Source organism: Pseudomonas sp. KB_15 (genome assembly GCF_052114525.1).
In the GTDB taxonomy this organism is placed as follows: Bacteria; Pseudomonadota; Gammaproteobacteria; order Pseudomonadales; family Pseudomonadaceae; genus Aquipseudomonas.
In genome coordinates, this window is the sequence record NZ_JBFREX010000001.1 from 214,851 (window position 1) to 238,050 (window position 23,200).

Annotated in this window: 15 protein-coding genes; 6 read left to right on the top strand and 9 right to left on the bottom strand. The window is 60.5% G+C overall.

Features of this window, described 5'->3' with window-relative positions:
• Window positions 1–185: 185 nt before the first annotated feature.
• Both AB4Z35_RS00980 and metR read left to right on the top strand, forming a co-directional pair.
• Complete coding sequence (locus AB4Z35_RS00980) at window positions 186–5,420, top strand: dermonecrotic toxin domain-containing protein (protein ID WP_442095712.1); 5,235 nt, start codon at window positions 186–188, stop codon at window positions 5,418–5,420.
• Between the two features lie 117 nt (window positions 5,421–5,537).
• Window positions 5,538–6,455: a transcriptional regulator MetR gene (gene metR, locus AB4Z35_RS00985; RefSeq protein WP_015093694.1), complete on the top strand. Its 918-nt coding sequence runs from the start codon at window positions 5,538–5,540 to the stop codon at window positions 6,453–6,455.
• Between the two features lie 132 nt (window positions 6,456–6,587).
• Here the strand turns inward: metR and AB4Z35_RS00990 are convergent, their stop codons facing one another.
• The 5 genes from AB4Z35_RS00990 to AB4Z35_RS01010 all read right to left on the bottom strand — a co-directional run bounded on the left by AB4Z35_RS00990 (window position 6,588) and on the right by AB4Z35_RS01010 (window position 10,778).
• Window positions 6,588–7,085 carry a GNAT family N-acetyltransferase gene (locus AB4Z35_RS00990; protein ID WP_442095713.1) on the bottom strand — a complete coding sequence of 166 codons (498 nt, stop codon included), beginning with the start codon at window positions 7,083–7,085 and terminating at the stop codon, window positions 6,588–6,590.
• Between the two features lie 2 nt (window positions 7,086–7,087).
• Window positions 7,088–7,726 (bottom strand): LysE family translocator, encoded by a 639-nt coding sequence (locus tag AB4Z35_RS00995; protein ID WP_442095714.1) that lies wholly within the window; start codon window positions 7,724–7,726, stop codon window positions 7,088–7,090.
• Between the two features lie 23 nt (window positions 7,727–7,749).
• Window positions 7,750–8,184 (bottom strand): NUDIX hydrolase, encoded by a 435-nt coding sequence (locus AB4Z35_RS01000; protein ID WP_442095715.1) that lies wholly within the window; start codon window positions 8,182–8,184, stop codon window positions 7,750–7,752.
• A 231-nt stretch (window positions 8,185–8,415) separates the two neighbouring features.
• On the bottom strand, window positions 8,416–9,741 hold the full coding sequence (locus AB4Z35_RS01005; RefSeq protein ID WP_442095716.1) for an APC family permease: 1,326 nt from the start codon (window positions 9,739–9,741) through the stop codon (window positions 8,416–8,418).
• A gap of 215 nt (window positions 9,742–9,956) precedes the next feature.
• Window positions 9,957–10,778 carry a carbon-nitrogen hydrolase family protein gene (locus AB4Z35_RS01010; protein ID WP_442095717.1) on the bottom strand — a complete coding sequence of 274 codons (822 nt, stop codon included), beginning with the start codon at window positions 10,776–10,778 and terminating at the stop codon, window positions 9,957–9,959.
• A gap of 124 nt (window positions 10,779–10,902) precedes the next feature.
• Here AB4Z35_RS01010 and AB4Z35_RS01015 point away from each other — a divergent pair, with 124 nt between their 5' ends.
• Together AB4Z35_RS01015 and AB4Z35_RS01020 are read left to right on the top strand one after the other, a co-directional pair.
• Window positions 10,903–11,703 (top strand): helix-turn-helix transcriptional regulator, encoded by an 801-nt coding sequence (locus tag AB4Z35_RS01015; protein WP_008000231.1) that lies wholly within the window; start codon window positions 10,903–10,905, stop codon window positions 11,701–11,703.
• A gap of 165 nt (window positions 11,704–11,868) precedes the next feature.
• Entirely contained in the window at window positions 11,869–13,488 is a 1,620-nt protein-coding gene (locus tag AB4Z35_RS01020) for an FMN-binding glutamate synthase family protein (RefSeq protein WP_442095718.1), read from the top strand.
• Between the two features lie 33 nt (window positions 13,489–13,521).
• Here the strand turns inward: AB4Z35_RS01020 and AB4Z35_RS01025 are convergent, their stop codons facing one another.
• Genes AB4Z35_RS01025 through AB4Z35_RS01035 form a run of 3 tightly spaced genes read right to left on the bottom strand, consistent with a single transcriptional unit; the run spans window position 13,522 to window position 16,408 of the window.
• On the bottom strand, window positions 13,522–15,075 hold the full coding sequence (locus AB4Z35_RS01025) for a glycosyltransferase family 39 protein (RefSeq protein WP_442095719.1): 1,554 nt from the start codon (window positions 15,073–15,075) through the stop codon (window positions 13,522–13,524).
• Complete coding sequence (locus AB4Z35_RS01030) at window positions 15,072–16,037, bottom strand: glycosyltransferase family 2 protein (protein WP_442095720.1); 966 nt, start codon at window positions 16,035–16,037, stop codon at window positions 15,072–15,074. The genes AB4Z35_RS01025 and AB4Z35_RS01030 overlap by 4 nt, the downstream gene beginning before the upstream one ends.
• On the bottom strand, window positions 16,034–16,408 hold the full coding sequence (locus AB4Z35_RS01035; protein ID WP_442095721.1) for a GtrA family protein: 375 nt from the start codon (window positions 16,406–16,408) through the stop codon (window positions 16,034–16,036). Before AB4Z35_RS01035 ends, AB4Z35_RS01030 begins: the two co-directional genes overlap by 4 nt.
• A gap of 245 nt (window positions 16,409–16,653) precedes the next feature.
• Between AB4Z35_RS01035 and AB4Z35_RS01040 the strand changes: the two genes are divergently transcribed.
• Window positions 16,654–17,799, top strand: coding sequence for an OpgC family protein (locus AB4Z35_RS01040; protein WP_442095722.1), 1,146 nt, complete (start codon window positions 16,654–16,656; stop codon window positions 17,797–17,799).
• Between the two features lie 240 nt (window positions 17,800–18,039).
• Here AB4Z35_RS01040 and AB4Z35_RS01045 read toward each other — a convergent pair whose 3' ends face one another.
• Window positions 18,040–19,461: an amino acid permease gene (locus tag AB4Z35_RS01045; RefSeq protein WP_442095723.1), complete on the bottom strand. Its 1,422-nt coding sequence runs from the start codon at window positions 19,459–19,461 to the stop codon at window positions 18,040–18,042.
• 538 nt (window positions 19,462–19,999) lie between these two features.
• On the opposite strand from AB4Z35_RS01045, the gene AB4Z35_RS01050 reads away from it, so the two are divergent.
• Window positions 20,000–23,113 carry a transglycosylase domain-containing protein gene (locus AB4Z35_RS01050; RefSeq protein ID WP_442095724.1) on the top strand — a complete coding sequence of 1,038 codons (3,114 nt, stop codon included), beginning with the start codon at window positions 20,000–20,002 and terminating at the stop codon, window positions 23,111–23,113.
• Window positions 23,114–23,200: the final 87 nt, after the last annotated feature.

Here is a 23,200-nt window from a genome sequence, read left to right on the forward strand (position 1 = left end):
GCGCGAGTCTGATGAAGTTTGTTCAAGCGCGCTGCCACAGTTCCATGACAGTTTGATGAAGAGTGCCGGGCGGTCATCCGGCGTCGAAATCACCCCGCGATAACTATGTACCACCTGCCCCCCTGACGATGGACCTCTAATGCCCGTAACGCCGGCACCGCCCGGCCTTCTGGAGACTCATCGTCATGGTTGACGAAACCACCCCCCTTACGGCCGATTTCGGCCTTACCCTCCCATTGCCCGCAAACCCGGATCAAGGCCTGAGCCTGAGCGCCTCGGCGCGCTGGGACGAATGCTGCGACCAGTGGCGCACCCTCATGGCGCAAAGCTCGCGAGCCCAACTCGACACCGCCTGGTGGAGCGCACGTGCGCTCGGCACCGATCGCTCGCGTCGGGAACAAGCCATCCGCTTGTATCGCCAGCATTTCGAGGTGTCGAGCCAATGGGCGTTTGCCCAAGGCATCCTCGATGCCGGGCAGATCAAAATGTTACTGGCGCTTATCGACCCGTCAGCGCAAACAACAACGCCTGACCCGCACCTCGTGTACGTCGAACAGCTGACGCTCAGCGATGACAACGGTCTGTCTGCCCAACTGTCGGGCGCGCTGGTCATCACCCGGGATACCGATCAACCGGTCGCTCAGCTGTTGTATCTGCCTTCGCACTCATCCGCCTGGATGACATTTCAAAACCGAATTGAACTGGAGCGCTGGTTGACCGAGCATCAACCACAGCGGTTCGACCAGCCCCGACTGTCGATGGACAAGGTCAGTGTCGGTTACACCGTCCTCGACAAGGCTGTGCTGCACACCAGCGCCGAAGCCCTGTTGTCCCGTTTGTCCGTCGCCCCCGCGGACCGGCCCGGCAATGCTGCCGTACTGGCAGCGCCCCCTGACCTGCCACCTGTGGAGACAGGCGACAACGCTGCCCTCTTCGGCCAGCTCAGTCCCGATATTCCCTTGGGCATGCGTCACCGCGCGCTGGCACAACAACGGACGGCCCTGGAGAGTCTGCTCGGCGATGACTTTGCGGGGGATGCCAAGGATCCGCGTCTGCAACGCCTGCAACAGCAACTCGAGGCCCTCAGCGCTGCCGAGCAGGCCAGCATCGCCGCCGCGACGGCGCTACTGGACACAGCCGATGCCCTCAAATGGCTGGAGTTGCGCCACCAGACTAGCCCGCATTACGCCGCCCTGCACCAGGCACGCCAGGACGGCTTGCGCGCCGAAGCCGAACTGCAATTGAGCCTGAATCAGATCAACAGTGAAGAGCATCAATGGCTCATCAGTGTGCTGGACGCCCCCGCTCAGCCCCGAGCGGCTGACCTGGTGGTCGCGCGGCTGGAACTGTCGGCAACCGACACCGAAGGTGACACCCGCCGCACGCAAACCGAGGAACTGGATGGCGTTCTGCTGTTTGCCAAATCCTCGGCGTTGCTGGCGCATTCGACCGACAGCCTGTTGCTCTACTGGCCCGGACGCTTCGGTGGACTGCAACGGTTTGCCTCTCGTCAGCTGCTGGAACAGTCGCTGTTCAAACGCCCGGTCAACGACCCTGCCCTGGCACTGCACGTTTTCCCGCTGAGCGGTCCGCCGTTTGAATACGCCCTGCAAACCCAGCTCCACAGCTGTGAAAAACAAGCGGCCCGGATCATCGCCGCCAATCCTGTTCCGCCTCGTACCAGCCAGCGTATGGCCGAACTGGAAAAACTGCGCGAACAGACCCTCGCCTGCCTGACCGTCCCCCAATCCGCCGCCCGGGACTGGGTGTACGCACGCTTCGTCGAGCAAAACCAGAGCAGTGCGCTGGCCGCTCAATTGCCGTCGTGGCATCGCGAACTGCCCACCGTGCAGCGTGACCGGCTCAAGACGCTGTTCAAATCCTGGATCGCCGCGATGCAGCGCTCCCACGCATGGTTTGAGCGCGAACTGCCGCCACGGGAAGCCTTCGCCATCAAGGCTGTCGACGCCCGGCTGCGCCAGGACTTCGACCTCACTCAAACCGCGCAGGTGCTGCTCGACGTTCCGGATTCAACCAGCTGGCGCAAAGTACTCATTGAAGGCGCCGCACCAGGCACCCCTCAGCAAAATGTGCTGGTCGCCAGCGAGCAGCGCAGCAAGCTGCCCCTGGGTGAGCTGGCGCTGAGCAATATCGATCAGCAAATGTGGTGGCGACTGTCGTTCATGCGGGTCGAGGTCAGCGGGGTCGACACCGCGCAACAACAGAAACTGAAAAGCGCCATCACTACGTCCTGGCTGCGCAAGCTGGTCACCGAACTGGATCTGGCCGGGCAATATGAAACGCTTATCCGCGAGACCATTCTCGGCCCCTCGACGGCATCGACGTTCAGTAATGAATATCGGCGCGAATGTCTGACTGAGCCGTGGCGCCTGATGCTTCGCCTGCAAGGCGAATTCGCCGAGTTGGCAAAGGACATCGATGCCAACGGCCGGCAAGTACTGGAAATCGCCATCGACGCCAGCAGCCGTGAAGCCTTTGCCAGCGACGGCAAGCGCATCGAGTTGCTACCCGCGCACCTGACCGTGGGCGGCAAGGATACCCACGCCCAGGGACCGAGCACGTTGTCCGGCGTCACCTTTATCGTGGAGCACGTCAGCGGCCTGACCCTGCTGTATCTGCCCGACAGCCCCGACGGCGTTTATCTGCGCCAGTTCGACAGCCTTGAACAGGCGCGGATGCGCCTGTTCAACGATTGCCTGCGCAGCTCGATGGTGAACTACCTGGCCGGCCGGGCCTTGAAGGGCGATGTCGCCCACCACGTCAGTCGGATCAACCAGGCCCGATTGAAAAACTTCGACGGGCTGATCGGCGTCGGTACGCCCTGGCCAGCCAGCACCTCCCTGGCAGCGCATCTGCTGAATGTGCATATGGGCCGTTTGCTGGAAGCCCATCGGGCGACATCGCGCTCCAATGACGCTTTGTACCTGGAGCAGGTCGCCTTGAAGTCCGGCGCAATGTTCAATTACTTGAAAATGGCCGTGGGCATGCTGCCCTTCGTCGGTGCGACCATCGCCCTGTACGACGCCTGGAACAGCGCCAACCTGGCGGTGGCGGCCTTCCTGCGCGGTGATGTCGGCCATGGTCTGGCCGAGGTGGAGGCGGTGCTGTTGTCGCTGATCGACGCGGCCATGGACATTCTCCCCGGCACCATTGCCACCCCTGCTGCAGCCCGCGTTGCCACGCGCAGTCGTCAGTGGCGGGCGCTGGGCAAAAGTCCGCGCGCCTTGCAGGTATCGACGCAACACCAGGCACGGCGTTCGCTCGAACGTTTCAAGGGGTATGAATATGAAAAGCCGATTTCCCTTGCGGGTCTGCACCCGGGCACCGAAGGCATTTACCGCAACGTGTATCGACACGCCGACGGCGACTTCATGCTCAGACAGGGGCGAATCTATCGCATCGAACTGGAAGGCAATCCACCCCGCTGGCGCTTGAGCGGCACCAGCAGCCGGACCTACAAACAGCCAATCGCCCTGGATGGGGCAGGCCATTGGAACACCCACTACGCGGTGTACGGCACAGTGATCGAAGGGGGTGGCGTGGGCGGCGGTGCCGTGCTCGGACACATGGCCGACGGGCTCGACCCGATCTGGCCTGCCGCCATTCGCAACCGGCTGCCGCGCTGGTGGACGGACCGCGCCTTGCGCCGGCAATTGACCCTGACCAATACCGCCGATGCCTACACCCGGCGTCTCGATGTTCAGACCCGCAGCAGCAACGAAACACTGGAGCACTACTTCGCCCTCGAACCCCTTCAGCGCCCGGCCTTTCGGGTCCGTGCCGATGCCGCTTGCGCGAACGATATCGACATCGCCCAGGCCCAATACCTGAATCTCGATGAGCTGATGCTGTACAGCCATGGCCGCAAACGCACGCAGATCGAAGACATTCAAAGCCGTTGCGCCTGGATCATCGTCGACCGTTCGGTGCGGCGGATCGGCCTGATCAAGGAACGGCTGGTGGCGCACCTCGACCGTATCGACCAGTTGATCGCCCGCTCAGACACCACACCGCTCACCGATACCACCGCGCACTTGCAGCTCATGGCGCAGCGCAAACAGGTCCGCAAAGACTTTCTCAAAGACTTCGATCAGCTCCATACGACAGTCGAGGAAGCCAATCGATGGAACCGTCGAATCACCAACCGGATGCAAAAATCGAAGATGGCGCAGGACATGGCGACCGTGAATGAAAAATTCAGCGACGCCAATCACTTCTATCTGAAAACGGCGCACACCCTGGAAATCATCGCCCGCTATGACGCGGTGACCGATCTGTCCTGGATGTACTTCCACGTGCAGTTGAAAGCAGCTCGCAACAAGGTCGGCCGCGCGTTACTGACGCAACATCACCTGCCCCAGGTGAGCGCCAGCGTCAGCCAGCGCAACAAAGTCCTCGAAGACTGCCTGGCCACCTATACCGGGTTCCGCCGTCGGTTGGGCGCCTGGACACTCGGCTATCCGCAACACCAAGACCTGGAGCAAGTCACCGCGTTTCTGGACAACCTCGACAAGGTTGAGGATTTCGCCCGCCATGCCATCAAGACGCGCCCTTCTGTGGTGCCTAAAGAAGGACGGCCCGGGCAGCAGTTGTTCGAGACCGAAGACAACCAGTTGCTGATCGGTATCGCCAGCACCGATGCCGTCACCCGGCAAAAGCGCTTCACCATCGAAGGCGTCGATGGCCGCACGGAAACCTGGCTACCGCGCTCCAGTGGCAAATATCACCTCAGCGAGCCAGCGGGCTCCGTGCAGCCGGAACTGCCGACCGATGTCGGCCCGTTGCTGGCAGAAGCCAGGAACAGGCTGGAGGCGGCAAGCGCCTACAGCCGCAAAGTCGAAGGCTACGCACGGCAAGACATGTTGCCGGTCGACCTTGAGCACATGATGAGCAGCGAGGCCACGGAGTTGACCACGCGCGCCCGGGCCATTGAACGATTGTCCCCCGCCGAGGCCGTCGCGCTGCAATTGCGCAATCGGGCCGATGAGATGTTGCGCACGGGGCGTACCTTGCGCATCAATCAAACCATGAGCAGCAAAACCCCGACCGAAGGTTATCTGGACTATCTGCTTGAACAGCAAGTGGTGGACATTCGCAAGGAAGGCGGCCTGCGCGATCTGGGCAAACGCGCCGACGGACGACGGGATTTCCTGCAGGAATACGAAGTGCGCGACCTGCGCAGCGAACCGCCGCAAACCCTGTGGTACGCACACTTCCACTACACCTCGGCCAAGCCTCAGTTCAGCGACTTCGTCAAAGGCCACCTGAAACGGCCGGAACAACGCAACCTGGGCCTGCAATGGCAGAAGGACGTGGCCACCAGTGGAGGTACGGTCGAGGCGATCTGGCGCGGCGACATCGGCAAACCGCTGGGCAACAAACACTTTTCCGCACTGTGAAGTAACAACGGCGGAGCACGCAATGTGCTCCGCCGTGCTTAGGGTCGACAGCGGCATCAACATGAGACAAACTCAACCTTTTCGATTTATCGACAAGTTTTACTCATGGAGCCCCCGGTGCTTGAAATCCGTCACCTCAAGACCCTGCACGCCTTGCGCGAAGCCGACAGCCTGGTGGATGCGGCCGATCGCCTGCACCTGACCCAGTCGGCCCTGTCTCACCAGTTCAAGGAGCTGGAAGAGCGAATGGGCATGCCGTTGTTCGTGCGCAAGACCAAACCGGTACGTTTCACCAGCGCCGGTTTGCGCCTGCTGCAATTGGCCGACGCCACCTTGCCGCTGCTGCGCGCTGCCGAGCGTGACATCAGTCGCCTGGCCGGTGGCACCGCCGGGCGCCTGCACATGGCCATCGAATGCCACAGTTGCTTCCAATGGCTGATGCCGACCATCGACCAGTTCCGCGACGCCTGGCCGGAAGTCGAACTGGACCTGGCTTCGGGTTTTTCCTTCGCCCCACTGCCGGCCCTGGCCCGTGGCGACCTGGACCTGGTAGTAACCTCCGACCCGCTGGATCTGGCCGGGATCACCTATGTCCCGCTGTTTACCTATGAAGCGATGCTGGCGGTGGCCAACCAGCACCGACTGGCCGGCAAGGCCTATATCGTCCCGGAAGACTTGCTCCCGGAAACCCTGATCACCTACCCGGTGGAACGGGACCGGCTGGACATCTTCACCCGCTTCCTCGAACCCGCCGACATCGAACCGGCCCAGGTCCGCACCTCGGAACTGACGGTGATGATGATGCAACTGGTGGCCAGCGGTCGCGGCGTGTGCGGCATGCCCCATTGGGCGCTGCATGAATACAGCTCGCGGGGTTATGTGAAAGCCAAGCGGCTGGGTGAGAAAGGTTTGTTCGCCACGCTGTACGCCGCGATCCGGGCCGACATGCTCGACGCGCCGTACATGCGCGACTTCTTGCTGACGGCCAAGGACACGTCGTTTTCGACATTGGATGGGGTTAGTGCGGTTCGATAGCGGTTGTTTGATCAACACCAAACAAATGTGGGAGCGAGCCTGCTCGCGATAGCGGTCTGTCTGCTGATGAAAGTGTGACTGACCAATCGCCATCGCGAGCAGGCTCGCTCCCACAGGGGATCTGTGGTGGCTTCAGAGCTCGCGCCACATGTGGATCTTGTCGAAGTAATCCTCCCCCACCCGCACCGCCATCGGTTCCAGGCCGAACTGGACGAAACCGCAGCGCTGGTAGAGGTTGAACGCAGCATCGTTGCCGGCGGTGACGGTCAACTGGATCAGGCGCAAACCCGCATGGTTCTGCGCCTCGGCCAGTGCCGCCCGGACCAGTTGATAGCCGAGCCCGCGCTGGCGAACCGTTGGCGAGACGTACATGCCAAACAGCGTCACCTTGTGCCGGGCCTTTTCCCGAGGCTCGAACGCGAGGCCGACGATGCCGGCCAGGCGCCCTTCTTCGAACGCCCCAAGCACCACATCCAGCTTGCTGGCCAGGCGCGACTCCCACCAGCTCAGCGGCATCGCCGCCCGCTCACGCACACTCGAGGTAAAGGCCTGCGGATGCAGGTCGTAGGCTTCGAGCATCAGCGCCCGATAGTCCAGGGCATGGCTGGCATCCAGTCGCTCGATCCACATGCTCAAGCCATCCGTTTTTGCTCAAGCATCAGCCGCAGTGCCAGCCCCGACAATATGAAGCCCATGAAATAGCGCTGCATCGCCAGCCAGGTCGGGTTGTTGACGAACCACGAGGCGATACCCGCAGCAAACATGGCGATCAGCAGATTGACGCAGAAACTGACGCTGATCTGGGTCAGGCCGAGAATGATGCTTTGATTGAACACCGAGCCATGCTCCGGCGTGATGAATTGCGGAAACACCGACAGATAGAACACCGCGATTTTCGGGTTCAGGGCGCTGGTCAGAAAGCCCATGGTGATCAGTTTGCGCGACGAGTCCGGGGGCAATTGCTGCGCCTCGAACGGCGAGCGCGCACCGGGCTTGACCGCCTGCCAGGCCAGCCACAACAAGTACAACGCACCGGCCCACTTCAACACCTCATAGGCCATCGGCACCGCCAGGAACACCGCGGTCAAACCGGCGGCGGCGGCAAACAGGTGCACGAAGAATCCGGCGACCACCCCAAGCAACGAGATCACCCCGGCCTTGCGGCCCTGGCAGATCGAACGGGAGATCAGGTAGATCATGTTCGGCCCCGGCGTCAGCACCATCAGCAACGCGGCAGCGGCAAAAATCAGCAAGTCTTGAAGCGGGATCATGGGCGAAGTCCTTTGCGTAATGATCAGGCGATCGCGGTCAGCGATGCTCGATAGAACGGCAGGATCAGGTCCCGTGTCAATGGCGCCAGACAGACACCACCGTCGGTGTGTGGATCAATCCAGATCACCTCTTCGATCTCCGCCGCCGGGGTGACGTCTGAATCAATATTCAGCTGAAACAGCTCGGCGTGCACGACAAAGCCCGGCTCATTGGCGGCCGGTGCCGAGAAGTGACCGAGGTAAACGGCCTGCGCCGGGTCGATGTCCATACCCAACTCTTCTTCCAGTTCACGGGCCAAGGCGTGAATCGGCAATTCATGGGGCTCGATCTTGCCACCCGGTTGCATGAACGCCGTGGTACCGCGCTTGCGCACCAGCAACGTACGGCCGTCGGGGCCGATCAACAAAGCGGCGGCGATGTGGATAAGTCCGGTGGACTGGGCGGGAAACGTCGTCATGATCAAAGGCCTTTGACTCAAAAGCAGCAAGGATCACATGTCCGCCGCTCTCGATCAAAAACCAAAGCAAACAGCCGAACCGATTTTTGCAGATGCCGCTGATCCCCTGTAGGAGCGAGCCTGTTCGCGATGGACGCCAACGATAACGCGCCCTATCTGAATGATGGCGTTGTCCAGACGTTTTTCGCGAGCAGGCTCGCTCCCACAAGTAGATCGCAGCCTGTAGCTCGCTTATGCAGCTTCCTGGAAATCCATCTCCGGCGGCTGCCGACGGAAACCGCCGGTCAACACCGCCAGGTACACCACGCCAATCGCCAGCCAGCTCAATCCCAGATAAACCGCCAGATGATCGAGGCTGACCATCAGCCACAAATCCGCTGCCAGGCCGATGAACGGGAAGATCAGGAACAGCACCAGTTCACGCAGGCCTTTCTTCTCGCCACCGATCCAGTAATGGAAGATCACCGACAGGTTGACCAGGCTGAACGCCAGGAACGCGCCGAAGTTGATGAACGAGGTCGAGGTGGTGACGTCCAGTTTCAGTGCCAGCAACGCCACCACCGCGCACAGCAGGATGCTGTTGATCGGCGTGCCAAAGCGTTCGTGCAAGGTGCCGAAAAACGCTTTCGGCAGCACGCCGTCACGGCCCATGGCATACAGCAGCCGCGAACCGCTGGCCTGGGCCGACAGGCCCGAAGCGAACTGGCCGACGATCAGGCCGATCAGGAAGATCGAGACGAACAGGTCACCACCGATGTTGCGGGCAATTTCATAGGCCGCCGAGTCGACACTATCGAACTGGAACGACGGATGGGCGATCTGCACGAAGTACGATACGCCGACAAAAATCAGCCCGCCGATCAGGGTGATCAGCATGATCGCCCGAGGAATGGTGCGGCGTGGATCGCGGGTTTCTTCGGTCAAGGTGCTGACCGCGTCGAAGCCCAGGAACGAGTAACAGGCGATGGCCGCGCCGCTCATGATCAACGGCATCTGCATGTCGCCATTGAAGAACGGCTTGATCGACCACAACGGCGTACTCGCATCACCACCGACGTAATGCACGCACAACGCGACGAAGGCGATCAACACCAGGAACTGCACCAGCATCAGCAAGGCGTTGATGCCGTTGGCCAGTTTCAGGCCGACGATATTGATCGCGCTGGTGATGCCGATAAACGCCAGCACCCAGATCCACTGCGGTACCGCAGGGAATGCGGAGTTGAGGTAGGCCGCGCCGATCAGCCAGATCGCCATCGGCAGGAACAGGTAATCGAGCAGCACCGCCCAACCGGCGATGAATCCGAGTTTCGGGCTGATGGCCTTGCGCACATAGCTGTAGGCCGAGCCGGCCACCGGGAACGCCGAGGCCATGCGCCCGTAGCTCATGGCGGTGAAGAACATCGCCACCAGCGCCGCGAGGTACGCGGCCGGCACCATGCCGGCGGTGGATTGGGCGAGGATGCCAAAGGTGCCGAGCACAATGATCGGCGTCATGTAGGCAATGCCAAACAGCACCACCGACCCCAGTGACAGGGTGCGTTGCAAACGAGCCATGAGCGACTACTCCGGAATTATTAGATTTATGGCAGAGCCGAGTTCGGCGCAAATTACGGGTGTTGCGTTGTTGTTATTCGGTCAGACAGGTGTGTCGTCCGGGAGGGCCTCATCGCGAGCAAGCTCGCTCCCACAGGGATCTCCGGCGTTCACAAGGCCAATGTGGGAGCGAGCTTGCTCGCGATGGCGTCAGTCCAGCCAGCACAGAACGGGAATCAGCGCGCAGGAATCAGCAGCTCGCGCAACCCGCAGGCCCGCTCAACCACCTCTCCCGGCAACTTCAGCCGCTGATCATCCAGATAGCGATAATCCTGGCGCGCTGCCGTCAGTTGGTTCAGGTCCAGCTCGACCGCAAACTGCCCTTCCTCGCGTCCGGCTTCGAACAACAAGGTGCCCAACGGATCGACCAATGCGCTGCCGCCGGCAAACAGCAAACCACCGTCACCCGCTTCCACCCGGTTGACCATCAGCGCAAACGCCTGGTTTTCCTGGGCGCGGGCCATGATCGCGGTGCGGTGGGTCGGGCCATACGGGTCCATGTTGCCGTTGGTGACGATCAATAGCTCGGCACCCAGTTGCGCCAGGGCGCGGGCGCTTTCAGGGAATTCGATGTCGTAGCAAATCAGCAGCCCCACGCGCACGCCGTTCCACAGACAGGTGGCGTAGCGATCGCCCGCCTCGTAGACACCGCGATCCGAGGCCCACAAGTGAGTCTTGCGGTATTTCAGTGCGATGCCTTCGGGGGTGATCAGCAGCGTGGTGTTGTAGAAACGGCCGTTGTCGTTCTCGGCCATGCCAATGGCCACGGCGATATTGTGCTGGCGGGCAGCGGCGAGCACCGCACTGACGGACGGTCCGTCCAGCGCCTCGGCCACCTCGGCTACGGACTCAGCCGAAGGGAAACCCATCAAATGGCCTTCAGGGAACATGATCAGCTGCGTGTCGGCTGCGCACCCGGCAATGGCCGCCAGGGTGCGTTCGAGGTTGTAAGCCGTGTCATTGTCACGACCTGGCAATTGGGCGAGTTCGACCTTCATGGGTATTCCTTGTTATGGACCGGGCGGCAGAAAGATTGCCCGGTCGGTGTCTGTGCGCCAGTATGCGCAGCAAGCAACCGGGCGGGGAATCACGCCGCTGGGGTAACACGATAGGGGTAGATGCATGACACTCTCGTTGGACGACATCGCCTGGCACCGCTCGGTGGGGCAACTGATCGACGCCCTGGACAAGCCCAATTTCTGGACCCAGCTGGTGCGTTTGCTGGATCAGTACGTGTCCTTCGACAGCTGGGTGGCCCTGCTTTTCAGCGCCGACCAGCGCCCGCAGGTGTTCGCCGAATGCCCCGGCGAGGACGGCAGCCCCGACCAGTTGTTCCAGGATTACCTGCGCGGCCTGTACCTGCTCGACCCGTTCTACATCGCCTGCCGCGAGCAGTCGCGCACCGGACTGTATCGCCTGTCGGAAGTCGCCCCGGAACACTTCGAACTGACCGAGTATTACCAGCGCTACTTTCGTCTGAATGTGGTGGCCGACGAAATCCAGTTCAATTGTCAGCTCGAAGGTGACCGCACGCTGTGCCTGTCACTGGGCAGCACGCAGCGCTTCAGCAGCCAGCAGATCGCCTTGTTGTCGTTGATCCAGCCGTGGGTGCTCGGTTTGTTGCGCCAGCGTCTACCCTATGAGATCAACGAAGTCGTGGCCCTGGCCCCCGCACCACCGCAGGCCGATTGGCGGGTACAGCTGGAAGCTTCGGTGCAGCAGCTCAAGGGCGCGCAATTGACCGCACGGGAACTGGATGTCGGGCGTTTGATGCTCAGCGGTTGCTCCAGTAAAGAAATCGCCCGTAAGCTGGAAATCTCGGTCGAAACCGTGAAAGTCCATAAGAAACACATGTACAGCAAGCTGGGGATCAAGTCCCAGTCCGAGCTGTTTTCGATTTTTTTGCAGGCACAAAATGCCTGAACGTCCTGTGGAGCGCTTTGCTCTTATGTGGGAGCGAGCTTGCTCGCGATAGCGGTGTGTCAGTCAACATAAATGCTGAATGTGAAACCGTCTTCGCGAGCAAGCCCGCTCCCACAGTGTTTTGTGTTTAGCCAAATTTATTGAGTCCGAACCCAAGGAAACCGTATGAGCCTGTCACTCCTGAGCCGCTACGCCTTCTTTGCCGTCTGCGTGATTTTCACCCTCGCCAGCCTGCCATTTCTTGACTATGACTGGCTCTGGCCGATCACCGCCGTTACCGGTGTCCTCAGTCTGGTCGGCCTGTTTGATCTGCTGCAAGTTCCCCACGCGGTGCGCCGTAATTACCCGATCCTCGGCAATATCCGCTATCTGGTCGAAGGCATCCGCCCGGAAATCCGCCAGTACCTGCTCGAGTCCGACAGCGACGCCCTGCCCTTCTCCCGGGCCCAGCGTTCGCTGGTCTATTCCCGGGCCAAGAATGAAACCGCCGACAAACCCTTCGGCACGCTGATCGACGTGTATCAGTCGGGCTTCGAATTCATCGGCCATTCCATGCGCCCGGCGCCGTTGAGCGACCCGAGCAGTTTCCGCGTCACGGTCGGCGGTCCGCAATGCACCCAGCCGTATTCCGCATCAGTGTTCAACATTTCAGCCATGAGCTTCGGTTCGCTCAGCGCCAACGCCATCCGCGCCTTGAACCAGGGCGCCAAACTCGGCAATTTCGCCCATGACACCGGCGAAGGCAGCATCAGCCCCTATCACCGGGAGCATGGTGGCGACCTGACCTGGGAACTGGGTAGCGGCTATTTCGGTTGCCGCACCAGCGATGGTCACTTCGACCCGGAGCGCTTCGCGGCGCAAGCGCAAACGCCACAGGTGCGGATGATCGAAATCAAGATGAGCCAGGGCGCCAAGCCCGGCCACGGCGGCATCCTGCCCAAACACAAGGTCACCAAAGAGATTGCCGAAACCCGCGGCATCCTGATGGGCGAAGACTGCGTGTCACCGTCGCGCCACAGCGCGTTTTCCACGCCCATCGAAATGATGCATTTCATCGCACAACTGCGTGAACTGTCCGGTGGCAAACCGGTGGGGTTCAAGTTCTGCCTCGGCCATCCGTGGGAGTTCATGGGCATTGCCAAGGCCATGCTGGAGACCGGCATCCTCCCGGACTTCATCGTGGTGGATGGCAAGGAAGGCGGCACCGGCGCGGCACCTGTGGAGTTCACCGACCACATCGGCGTGCCGATGCGCGAGGGCCTGTTGTTCGTGCACAACACCCTGGTGGGCCTGAACCTGCGGGACAAGATCAAACTCGGCGCCAGCGGCAAGATCGTCAGCGCCTTCGACATCGCCAGCGTGCTGGCCATCGGCGCCGACTGGGCCAACTCGGCGCGCGGCTTCATGTTCGCCATCGGTTGCATCCAGTCGCAGAGCTGCCACACCAACAAGTGTCCGACCGGCGTCGCCACCCAGGACACCCTGCGCCAGCGCGCGCTGGTGGTGCCGGACAAGGCCCAGCGCGTATTCAATTTCCATCGCAGCACGCTCAAGGCTTTGGCGGAAATGCTCGCCGCCGCCGGTCTCGAACATCCGTCGCAGTTGTCCGCCAAGCACCTGGTGCGACGCATGTCGGCGACCGAGATCAAGCTGTTCTCGCAGTTACATGTATTCCTCAAACCCGGCGAGCTGCTGACCGGTGAAGTAAATGGCGAGTTCTACTCGCGGATGTGGCAGATGGCCCGGGCGGACAGTTTTGAGCCCAATGAAGTGGCAGCGGCCTGACGTTGGCTCCAGCGCTGAAGGTTTGGGACGACTTCAGCGCTCGCCGCCGATTATAAACAGGCGCGCCTCGACTTCCTCTCCCTTGAGGGTCTGCGTCTGTTTCCATCCCTTGGGAAATGTAACGACTTTTTCCGGCCGGGGCCTGCCAGTCACCCACCAGACTCTTTTGGAACTGAGTTTTACCGTTGCGACATTGTCGAAAAAAATCCAGTCCAACGTCTGAGGGATAAGAAGCCAGCCTCCATAGTTGAAGGGACCGTCCGAAGCTCCTGTCGGCAATCGGGCGATGTAAAGCCTCGGCTGGATACCCGTGGTGTTGTAGTAGTGGAACGGCAAATACCAGTACAAACCGTCAATGACCAACTCGTCACCCGCCTCGGCCTCCCTCTTGATGCCGTCTGCCAATGTGTCCAGCCTGGCCATTTTACGAATGAAGGTTCCGTTCATCCCGTCTAGTTGCGAATACACTTTCTGCAGTCCATGTACTTCCCCTGCAACAAACACGCTCAAGCAGAGGAATGCAATCAAAGGGCGTCGTTCAGCCAACCGATCCAGCACAACGGCGACGAACAAAGGCAAACCGGCTGCGGCAAACACCAGGTACCTGGGAACGAAGATCGGAACGGCCAATGACAATAAAAACGCCGTGATGAGCGGTACGAAGAAGTAACCGATAACCAGCACGGTCGAGCGGCGATCGGTGCGCCCATACCGCAACGCCATCACACAACAGGCGATCACCACCGCCGAGACAATCAGCGTCCCCCACAACCCGCCCTCCGTGGTTGAAATCATCGCCGCACATTGCGCGATAAAGCTCGGCAACATCTCCCACGTGGTCGGCGATATCCATTCGAGCCCTTTCATTTTCCACGTCTGGTCAATCAGATGCGGTAACCAGGGCGAATACAGCACGACAATCGCGACATTGGCCAGCAGCCACTTGCGCACAGGCAACGATGCCGACTCGCCACTGCCCAGCCCCGACCAATACAGCCAATGCACCAGCACACAGAGCACTGCAAAGTAGTGTGTGTAGAAAGCCGCTGTCATCAGCAGCACGTACATCACGGGATAGCGTTTGAGTTGCGGTTGCCGACTCCAGCAGACCAGCGCAACCGTAGCGCCCATCAGCCAGAAACCGACGAGCGTGTACATGCGCACTTCCTGGCTGTAACGAACCGTGATCGGCAGCAGCACCAGCAAAACTGCGGCGATACAGGCCGCTCTTCGCGTGGCGAGCAGACTCATCAGTTTGATACTGAGCAGCACCGTGCCCACATCTGCCACGGCGCTCAGGCCGCGCACAGCCGCCACACTGGCGCCAAACAGCATCGTCCAGTAATGAAGAATCACGTAATACAACGGCGGATGAACGTCTCCCGCCGTGGTGGACCAGATCAATGCCGGCGAACGCTCGCTCAGCATCAGGCTATAGCCTTCGTCGTACCAGATGATCGGGACTGAAATCCCGTGAAATCGAACGATCAGGGCCAGGGCGAGCAACGCCAGCACAATCGATGGGTAGACGACCAGACGCCACTGACGCACCTGAACATCCTCGGCCAGGCGCTCCATCGTGTTCATACAATTCTCTTCAGTGAGGGTTTGTCGGCTAGCTCGTCACTGCCTTTGATGATGTCCTTGATGACATAGCGGGGCCGATGCTTGGACTCCATATAGATACGCCCGATGTATTCACCGAGGATGCCGATGCCAATCAATTGAACGCCGCCCAGAAACAGAATCGCCGTCATCAACGATGGATACCCCGGCACGTCATTACCAAACAGCACCTTGTCCAAAACCATGTAAACCGCATACACAAGTGCCGCCAGCGAGATGATGCCGCCCACGTAGGACCAAACACGCAACGGCACCGTGCTGAACGAGGTGATGCCTTCAAGTGCCAGGTTCCATAGCTTCCAGATATTGAATTTGCTTTTGCCGGCGGCACGTGGCGCGCGATCGTATTCAATGACTCGCGTATTGAATCCGGCCCATGACAACACCCCCTTCATGAACAGCTGCTGCTCCGGCAGGCTCTTGATGACGTCAACGACTTTCCTGTCCATCAAGCGAAAGTCACCGACATTTTCTTCGATGCGGGTCGAGGCAATCCGATTGAGCAGGTGGTAGAACATGGCCGCGAAATGGCGTTTGAAATAACCGTCGGCCGAACGGCTGCGACGCTTGGCAAGCACCACGTCAGCGCCATCGGTCCACTCCTTGATCAGCCGGGAAATGACACTGACCGGGTCTTGCAAGTCCACATCCATCGGAATGACCGCATCACCGGTGGCATATTCCAGCCCGGCAAACAGTGCAGGCTCCTTGCCGAAGTTGCGCGAAAAATTAATCAGCAGCACATCGCTGTCCTGCCGAGCGATCGAGCCCGCCAGTAACAAAGTGTGATCGGTGCTGCCGTCATTGATGAACAGGATTTCAACCTGATAGGGGCTTAGCGAGGGTTCCTGGCGAACAGCCTGGTAGAACAGGTCAATCGCCTGTTCCTCATTGAACACCGGAACAATCAACGAGACTTTCATGTGTCACGCTCGCGAAACACCACGTATTTGGAATACAGGAAACCGAACACCAGGCTCAATGCCGAAAACAGGACCACGGTGAGCAAACCGTGCAATCGCCAGACGTCGCCAAGATGGCCGACCCCCAGGCTCAACGCCCCCATGCCCGAAACAAACAGTAGATAACCGCCGACCGAGGACCTGGCGGCGAAAGTGAATTGCGCGTTCATGTAGAAGGAAAACGACGCAGCCACGCAGAAGGCCACCAGGTTGCTGACCGCCTGACTGAGACCGGCCGCAACGCTCAGCAGGAAAAAAATCTGCCAGTGAATCAGGGTGTTGGCGACCCCGATCACCGTGTAACTGGACAGCCCTTTCCACAACAGTCTCATGGGAGGCTCCCGCTTTTTAGAACGTTGCGTTCATTAGTATTTGAGCCTGTCTACTGTCAGAAATCGCAGGTTTTTGAACCTTTCAGACCAGCGGTTGAACCTCGGGGCAACGCCCGAGACATCCGGTAATATCCCGACTTTGCAATTGCCCGCGAATCAGTCCACCCTGCGCGCCGCCGCTTGGGCGCGTGGCCTTTGCGCCCGTGGCCAATCCCATTTTCACCCGCTGTTACGAGTCTGCTGTCATGACGTTAGCGCGCGATCACCGGATCGACTTCTTTCGTGGTCTGGCCCTGATCTTCATCTTTTGGGATCACGTGCCCCACAACCCTTTGGGGCAAATCACCCTGCGTAACTTCGGTTTCAGCGATGCGGCCGAGGTTTTCGTGTTTCTGGCAGGTTTCGCGGCCGTGCTGGCGTACGGCAAAGTCCTGGCCCGCGAAGGTTTTCTGATCGCCTGCGTAAAAATCCTGCGCCGGGCGTGGGTGCTTTACGTGGTACATATCTTCCTGCTGGCGATGCTGATGGGCATTGTGTTCTTCGCCAATAGCCACGTGGAAACACGGGATCTGGTGGAGGAAATGGGCATGCATCACTTCATCAGCAACCCGCAGCAAGCGTTGATCGATGAGTTGCTGTTGCGCTTCAAACCGAACCTGATGGACCCGTTGCCGCTGTACATCGTGCTATTGGCGGGCTTGCCCCTGGTGCTGCCACTGCTGGTGCGCAAGGCCTGGGTGGTGGTCGCGATGTCGGTGGCGCTGTACCTGATGGTGCCACTGGCTGGCTGGAACCTGGCGGCCATCAAGGATGGCGTGTGGTATTTCAACCCGGTTGCCTGGCAGCTGCTGTTCGTGCTCGGCGGTGCCGCTGCGATCCACAGCCAACGCCCGCGCTTGCCCGAATCTCGTCCGCTGGTACGCCAGCCGTTATTTGTGAGTGCGGCGCTGTATGCAGTGGCCGCGGGTGTGTTGACCGTCCTGTGGCGCTGGCCGGACATACACGATGCCGTGGTCCCGGCGAGCGTGCAAAACTTCCTGTACCCCATCAGCAAGACCGATCTTTCCCCTGTACGCCTGCTGCATTTCCTGGCACTGGCCTACGTCACGGCGAAACTGATTCCCGACAGTGGATGGACGCAAAACTGGCTGGCGCAGCAATGCTGCCGCATGGGCCGATTCTCGCTGGAGATTTTCTGTCTGGGCGTGCTGCTGGCGCCATTGGCGGACATGGTCAACGCGTTGACCGACGATGCGTTTGCCATGCAGATTTTCACGGCGCTGGTGGGTGCCGGGTTGATGGCGCTGCTGGCGATGTGGCTTGAGTTCAACAAGCGTTTGAACCAGACAATTAAAAGATCGCAGCCTTCGGCAAACAGTATCCCCCTGTAGCAGCTGGCGAAGCCTGCGTTCGGCGGCGTAGCCGTCGTGAAATCAGGCGCCCGGGTGCGTCAGGCATACCGCGTACACCGGATTTGCGACGGCTGCGCCGCCGAACGCAGGCTTCGCCAGCTGCTACAGGGAATGTGTGGCGGGTGAAATGCATCCTGCAATCAATGGTGCTGCGGCGACTTCAAAACAAAAAGCCCCTCTCATTGTCGACCGGGGCTTTTGTCTTTCAGGCATTACAACTTACGAAACCGAACGCACCGCACCCTGCGACACATTGGTCGGTTGCAGCTTGAACACGTAGAACAGCACCGTCAGCAGCACCAGGAACGCAGGCCCCACATACAGCGCCACGCGGGTGTCCGGGAAGTACGCCATCAGGCCGACCACCAGCACCAGGAACGCCAGCGCCAGGTACGAACTGACCGGGTACAGCCACATGCGGTATTTCAGACCGGCCTGTTCACTGGCGCTCAGGCCTTTGCGGAATTTCAGCTGGGCCAGCAGGATCATCGCCCAGGTCCAGATCGCGCCGAAGGTGGCAATCGCCGTCACCCAGACAAAGACCTTTTCCGGCACCAGATAGTTGAGCAATACACCCAGCAGCAACGCACCAATCGACAGCAGCAGCGCACGGCGCGGCACACCGTTGCCCGACGTCCTGGCGAACCCCGCCGGGGCCTGGCCGTTCTGCGCCAGGCTGTAGAGCATGCGCCCGGTGCTGAAGATGCCGCCATTGCAGGACGACAGCGCAGCGGTGATCACCACGAAGTTGATGATGCCCGCCGCGGTCTTGATGCCCAGACGCTCGAAGGTCATCACGAACGGGCTGCCCTGGGTGCCGATTTCGTTCCATGGGTAGATGGACAGGATCACGAACAATGCGCCAACGTAGAACAACAGAATCCGCCAGAACACCGAGCCGATGGCATTCGGGATGGTCTTTTGCGGGTTCTTCGCCTCACCGGCGGTCAGGCCGATCATCTCCACGCCGAGGTAGGCGAACATCACCATTTGCAGCGACATCAACACGCCTTGCACGCCGTTGGGCATGAAGCCGCCCTGGGCCCACAGATTGGAAATACCCAGCGCCACACCGTTGTTGCCGAAGCCGAAGGCGATAATGCCGATGCCGCCGAACACCATCGCAATGATGGTGACGATCTTGATCAGGGCAAACCAGAACTCGAATTCACCGAAGGCCTTGACCGCAATCAGGTTGATCGAGCCCATGCTGATCAGCGCAGCGAGCGCCCAGATCCAGCGCGGCACGTCGGGGAACCAGATGCCCATGTAGACCGCCACGGCAGTGATTTCCGCGACGCAGGTCACCAGCCACAGGAACCAGTAGTTCCAGCCGGTCAGGAAGCCCGCCAACGGGCCAAGATAGTCTTGGGCATAACGGCTGAACGAGCCGGCGACCGGGTTGTGCACGGCCATCTCGCCGAGGGCGCGCATGATCACCAGGATCGCCAGACCGCCGATGATGTAGGACAGCATGATGGCCGGGCCGGCCATTTCGATGGCCTTGGCCGAACCCAGGAACAGGCCGACGCCGATACAGGCGCCGAGTGCCATCAGGCGAATATGCCGCTCGCCGAGTTCACGTTTAAGCGGACCGCCCTGAGCGGTCTCGCCTTGGGGCAGGTGATTGCCTGTGGGCATGGGGGACATCCTCGTCTTGTTATTGGATATGACCACCGAGTGGCGAAGCGCTGACCGATAAGCCATCGCTTCCCGAACCGGCTCTGCTTCGTGAGCAGAGCTGTCTTGTAGGAAAAACCCGCAAAATCAGTGGGAAAAGCGGCGCCGAGTATTGCACAACAATGGTGCATCGTCATGCCCCTGCCAAAGCCGTATTTACCCCTTCGACATGTCTAAATCAGGCATTTCAAACAACCCAGACGCTACGCCTTCCTTGTAGCAGCTGCCGAACGCTGCGTTCGGCTGCGCAGCAGTCGTAAATCCGGCTTGCACGATCTCTCTGACGTACCGCGAACTCTGATTTTACGACTGCTGCGCCCGAGCGCGGACCGAGCCGGACGCAGGCTACGCCAGCTGCTACAGATTGCGTTGTGGCTTAACTGATCGGCATTACCGGCAATAACCCGACATTTTGCCCTTCACAATTTTTTCACCATTGCCAACCACCGTCTAAGCTTCAGACAAGTCCGATAAATCTGCGTGAATGGATCAATCGACTATGGGCGCTTTGTGGCAAACCGATTCGAGTAAAACCGTGGTCCCGACTGAAGGTGTGGATGAAGCGCCGATACCTGAAAAACCCCGTCGTTCCAGGCACGGCTGGGGAGCTTTCTGGCTATTGCTGTTGATTATCGCGATTGTCGTGGGGCTGGCCGCCATGAGGGAGATGCGCACCTCGAAGTTCCAGGCCCGGGAAGTCAGCAAATACGCCGCGTCCCTGAGCTATGAGCTCAAACCCGGCCCCAGCGATGCGATTCGCTATCCGGGCGACGGTCCGTTCGATCGGCGCCTGGGCTACAGCTCGCTGGATGAATTCCTGCCGCGCCTGATCAAGCGCGATTTCGTCGTTGAGGCGCAAACCCGCTTTTCCCCGGCGCTGTTGAAGTACAGCGACAAGGGCTTGTTCATACCGTATGCCGAGAAGATCCAGGCCGGGCTGTCGATCACCGATTGCCGCGCAGCGCCGCTGTACCAGTACAACTATCCGCAGCAGCTTTATTCATCCTTTGCCTCGATCCCGCCAGTGGTGGTCAACAGCCTGCTGTTCATCGAGAACCGCTTCCTGCTCGACCCCAGGCAACCTCTGGCCAACCCGGCAGTGGACTGGCCGCGGTTCGGCATGGCGGCGTGGTCCCAACTGGCCAAGTTGTTGCACGTGCCCGGCCAATCCGCCGGTGGCAGTACCCTGGCCACGCAACTGGAGAAGTACCGGCATTCCCCTGATGGTCTGACGGTCAATGGCGCGGAAAAAATTCGCCAGATGATTTCCGCCACCGTACGCGCCTATCAGGCCGGGCCGCAAACCCTCGAAGCCCGGCAGAATGTGGTGCGCGACTACCTCAACAGCGTGCCGCTGTCGGCCGTACCGGGCCACGGTGAAGTGCATGGCATGGCTGAAGGGTTGCGCGTGTGGTACGGCTCTGACTTCAAACTGGCCAACGAAGCTTTGTCCAGCACCGCGACGGATCCAAAGACCATGGCGGACAAAGGCCTGGCCCTGCGCGAAATGCTGTCGCTGATGATTGCCCAGCGCCGCCCGTCGCATTACCTGACCAAGGGCCGCGATGAGTTGGCCGACCTCACCGACAGTCACATTCGTTTGCTGGCCCAGAACAATGTGATCGATGCGCCGTTCGCCGCCGCGGCACTGGCCAGCAAGGTGACGTATCGCGACTGGGCGACCCAGCCGACCATTCAACCGATCGAAACCAACAAAGGCATCAGCGTGGCCCGCAGCCGCCTGGCCGGTTTGCTCAATCGTCCGCTGTACGACCTCGACCGCCTTGACCTGTCGGCCACCAGCACCCTGCAAGGGGAATTGCAAACCCAGGCCACCGCGTACCTGAAAAAACTCGCCGACCCGGCCTACGCAGCGGAAATCGGCCTGATGGGCGAACGCTTGTTGACCCCCACCAGCACCACCCAGGTGCGCTACAGCTTCACCCTGTTCGAACTGACCCCGGACGGCTCGCGGGTGCGGGTGCAGACCGACAGCACCGACCAGCCGTTCGACATCAACGAAGGCAGCAAACTGGAACTGGGTTCCACCGCAAAAATGCGCGTGCTCACCACCTACTTGCAAATCATCTCCGAGCTGCACGACAAATACGCCGACATGGGCGTCCCGGAACTGAAGACAGTCGACGTGCCGGATCAGGACCGCCTGAGTCGCTGGGCGGTTGATTACCTGATCGAGAACAAGGACCGCGACCTGCAGAAAATGCTCGGTGCTGCCCTGGACCGCAAATATTCCGCCAGCCCCGGCGAAGCATTTTTCACCGGTGGCGGCCTGCATGTGTTCCACAACTTCCGCAAGGAAGACAACGGCCGGATACCGACCTTGCGCGACGCCCTGCGCGAGTCGATCAACCTGCCGTTCATTCGCCTGATGCGTGACCTGGTGCGCTACGCCACCTACTCGGGCGCGAACAGCAGTGCCGAACTGTTCAAGGACGACCGCGACCCGCGGCGCCAGGAATACCTGGCCGAATTCGCCGACCGCGAGGGCACTTCGTTCCTGCTCAAGTTCTGGAAGAAGTACAGGAACAAGGACACCCAGGACCGGCTCGAGACCTTCCTCGACAGCATGCGCCCGACCCCGATCCGCATGGCCGCCGTACACCGCTACCTGCTGCCGCAGGCCAGTAAGGAAAGCTTCAACGCCTTCGTGCGCTCGCACCTCACGGGTGCCAAGCTCACGGAAAAACTCACTGACGAGCGTCTTTCGCGGCTCTACGAGGCCTACGGCCCCGGCTCCTACGACTTGCCGGACCAGGGCTTCATCGCCAAGGTTCACCCCCTGGACCTGTGGCTGATGGGCTACTTGCTCAATCACCCCGACGCCAAGTGGGGCGAAGTCGTCAAAGCCAGTCAGTTCGAACGCCAGGAGGTCTACAGCTGGCTGTTCAAAAGCCGACACAAGGGCGCCCGCGACAGTCGCATCCGCACCATGCTGGAGATCGAAGCGTTCCTCGACATCCACCAGCGCTGGCAGAAAGTCGGCTATCCGTTCGACCACCTGGTGCCGTCGCTCGCCACCGCCATCGGCAGCTCCGGCGACCGTCCCGCAGCCCTGGCCGAATTGATCGGCACCATCCTCAACGACGGCGTGCGCATGCCGACCCTGCGTATCGACAGCCTGCATTTCGCCGCGAACACGCCCTATGAAACCCAGCTGATCAATGACCCGGACGTCGGCAAACGGGTGATGCCGTCCGAGGTCGCCACCGCCATGCGCGAAGCCCTCTCGCAAGTGGTGGACGCCGGTACAGCCAAACGCGTGGCCGGCAGTTTCAAACTGCCCGACGGCACGCCGCTGGCCATGGGCGGCAAGACCGGTACTGGCGACAACCGCATCGAAGCCATCGGCTCCGGCGGGCGGATTCTCAGCTCCAAATCGCTCAACCGCACGGCGACCTTCGTGTTCTATATCGGCGATCACCACTTCGGCACCCTGACCGCCTTCGTGCCAGGCCGCTCGGCAGAAAGCTTCACCTTCACCTCGGCGTTGCCGGTGCAGGTGCTCAAGGGCATGGCGCCGATCCTGACGCCGTATTTGCAACCGGGCACCCACACACAGTGCCTCAAAACCGAGACAACCGTCGCACGCTAAACGCAAGCATGGCGGTACATAGTTGTTTTTCCGTCTTCAATTTCGAAAGAGTTGAAACCGTGGCGAGGTTTTTCCCAACGTATTTTT

Excerpts from the sequence above, each read along its gene's own strand:
- AB4Z35_RS00995 (WP_442095714.1), bottom strand. The coding sequence starts at position 7,726 with ATGATCCCGCTTCAAGACTTGCTGATTTTTGCCGCTGCCGCGTTGCTG.
- AB4Z35_RS01025 (WP_442095719.1), bottom strand. The coding sequence starts at position 15,075 with ATGAACACGATGGAGCGCCTGGCCGAGGATGTTCAGGTGCGTCAGTGG.
- AB4Z35_RS01050 (WP_442095724.1), top strand. The coding sequence starts at position 20,000 with ATGGGCGCTTTGTGGCAAACCGATTCGAGTAAAACCGTGGTCCCGACT.
- AB4Z35_RS00980 (WP_442095712.1), top strand. The coding sequence starts at position 186 with ATGGTTGACGAAACCACCCCCCTTACGGCCGATTTCGGCCTTACCCTC.
- AB4Z35_RS01000 (WP_442095715.1), bottom strand. The coding sequence starts at position 8,184 with ATGACGACGTTTCCCGCCCAGTCCACCGGACTTATCCACATCGCCGCC.
- AB4Z35_RS01040 (WP_442095722.1), top strand. The coding sequence starts at position 16,654 with ATGACGTTAGCGCGCGATCACCGGATCGACTTCTTTCGTGGTCTGGCC.
- AB4Z35_RS01015 (WP_008000231.1), top strand. The coding sequence starts at position 10,903 with ATGACACTCTCGTTGGACGACATCGCCTGGCACCGCTCGGTGGGGCAA.
- AB4Z35_RS01035 (WP_442095721.1), bottom strand. The coding sequence starts at position 16,408 with ATGAGACTGTTGTGGAAAGGGCTGTCCAGTTACACGGTGATCGGGGTC.
- AB4Z35_RS01010 (WP_442095717.1), bottom strand. The coding sequence starts at position 10,778 with ATGAAGGTCGAACTCGCCCAATTGCCAGGTCGTGACAATGACACGGCT.
- AB4Z35_RS00990 (WP_442095713.1), bottom strand. The coding sequence starts at position 7,085 with ATGTGGATCGAGCGACTGGATGCCAGCCATGCCCTGGACTATCGGGCG.
- AB4Z35_RS01045 (WP_442095723.1), bottom strand. The coding sequence starts at position 19,461 with ATGCCCACAGGCAATCACCTGCCCCAAGGCGAGACCGCTCAGGGCGGT.
- AB4Z35_RS01005 (WP_442095716.1), bottom strand. The coding sequence starts at position 9,741 with ATGGCTCGTTTGCAACGCACCCTGTCACTGGGGTCGGTGGTGCTGTTT.
- AB4Z35_RS01030 (WP_442095720.1), bottom strand. The coding sequence starts at position 16,037 with ATGAAAGTCTCGTTGATTGTTCCGGTGTTCAATGAGGAACAGGCGATT.
- AB4Z35_RS01020 (WP_442095718.1), top strand. The coding sequence starts at position 11,869 with ATGAGCCTGTCACTCCTGAGCCGCTACGCCTTCTTTGCCGTCTGCGTG.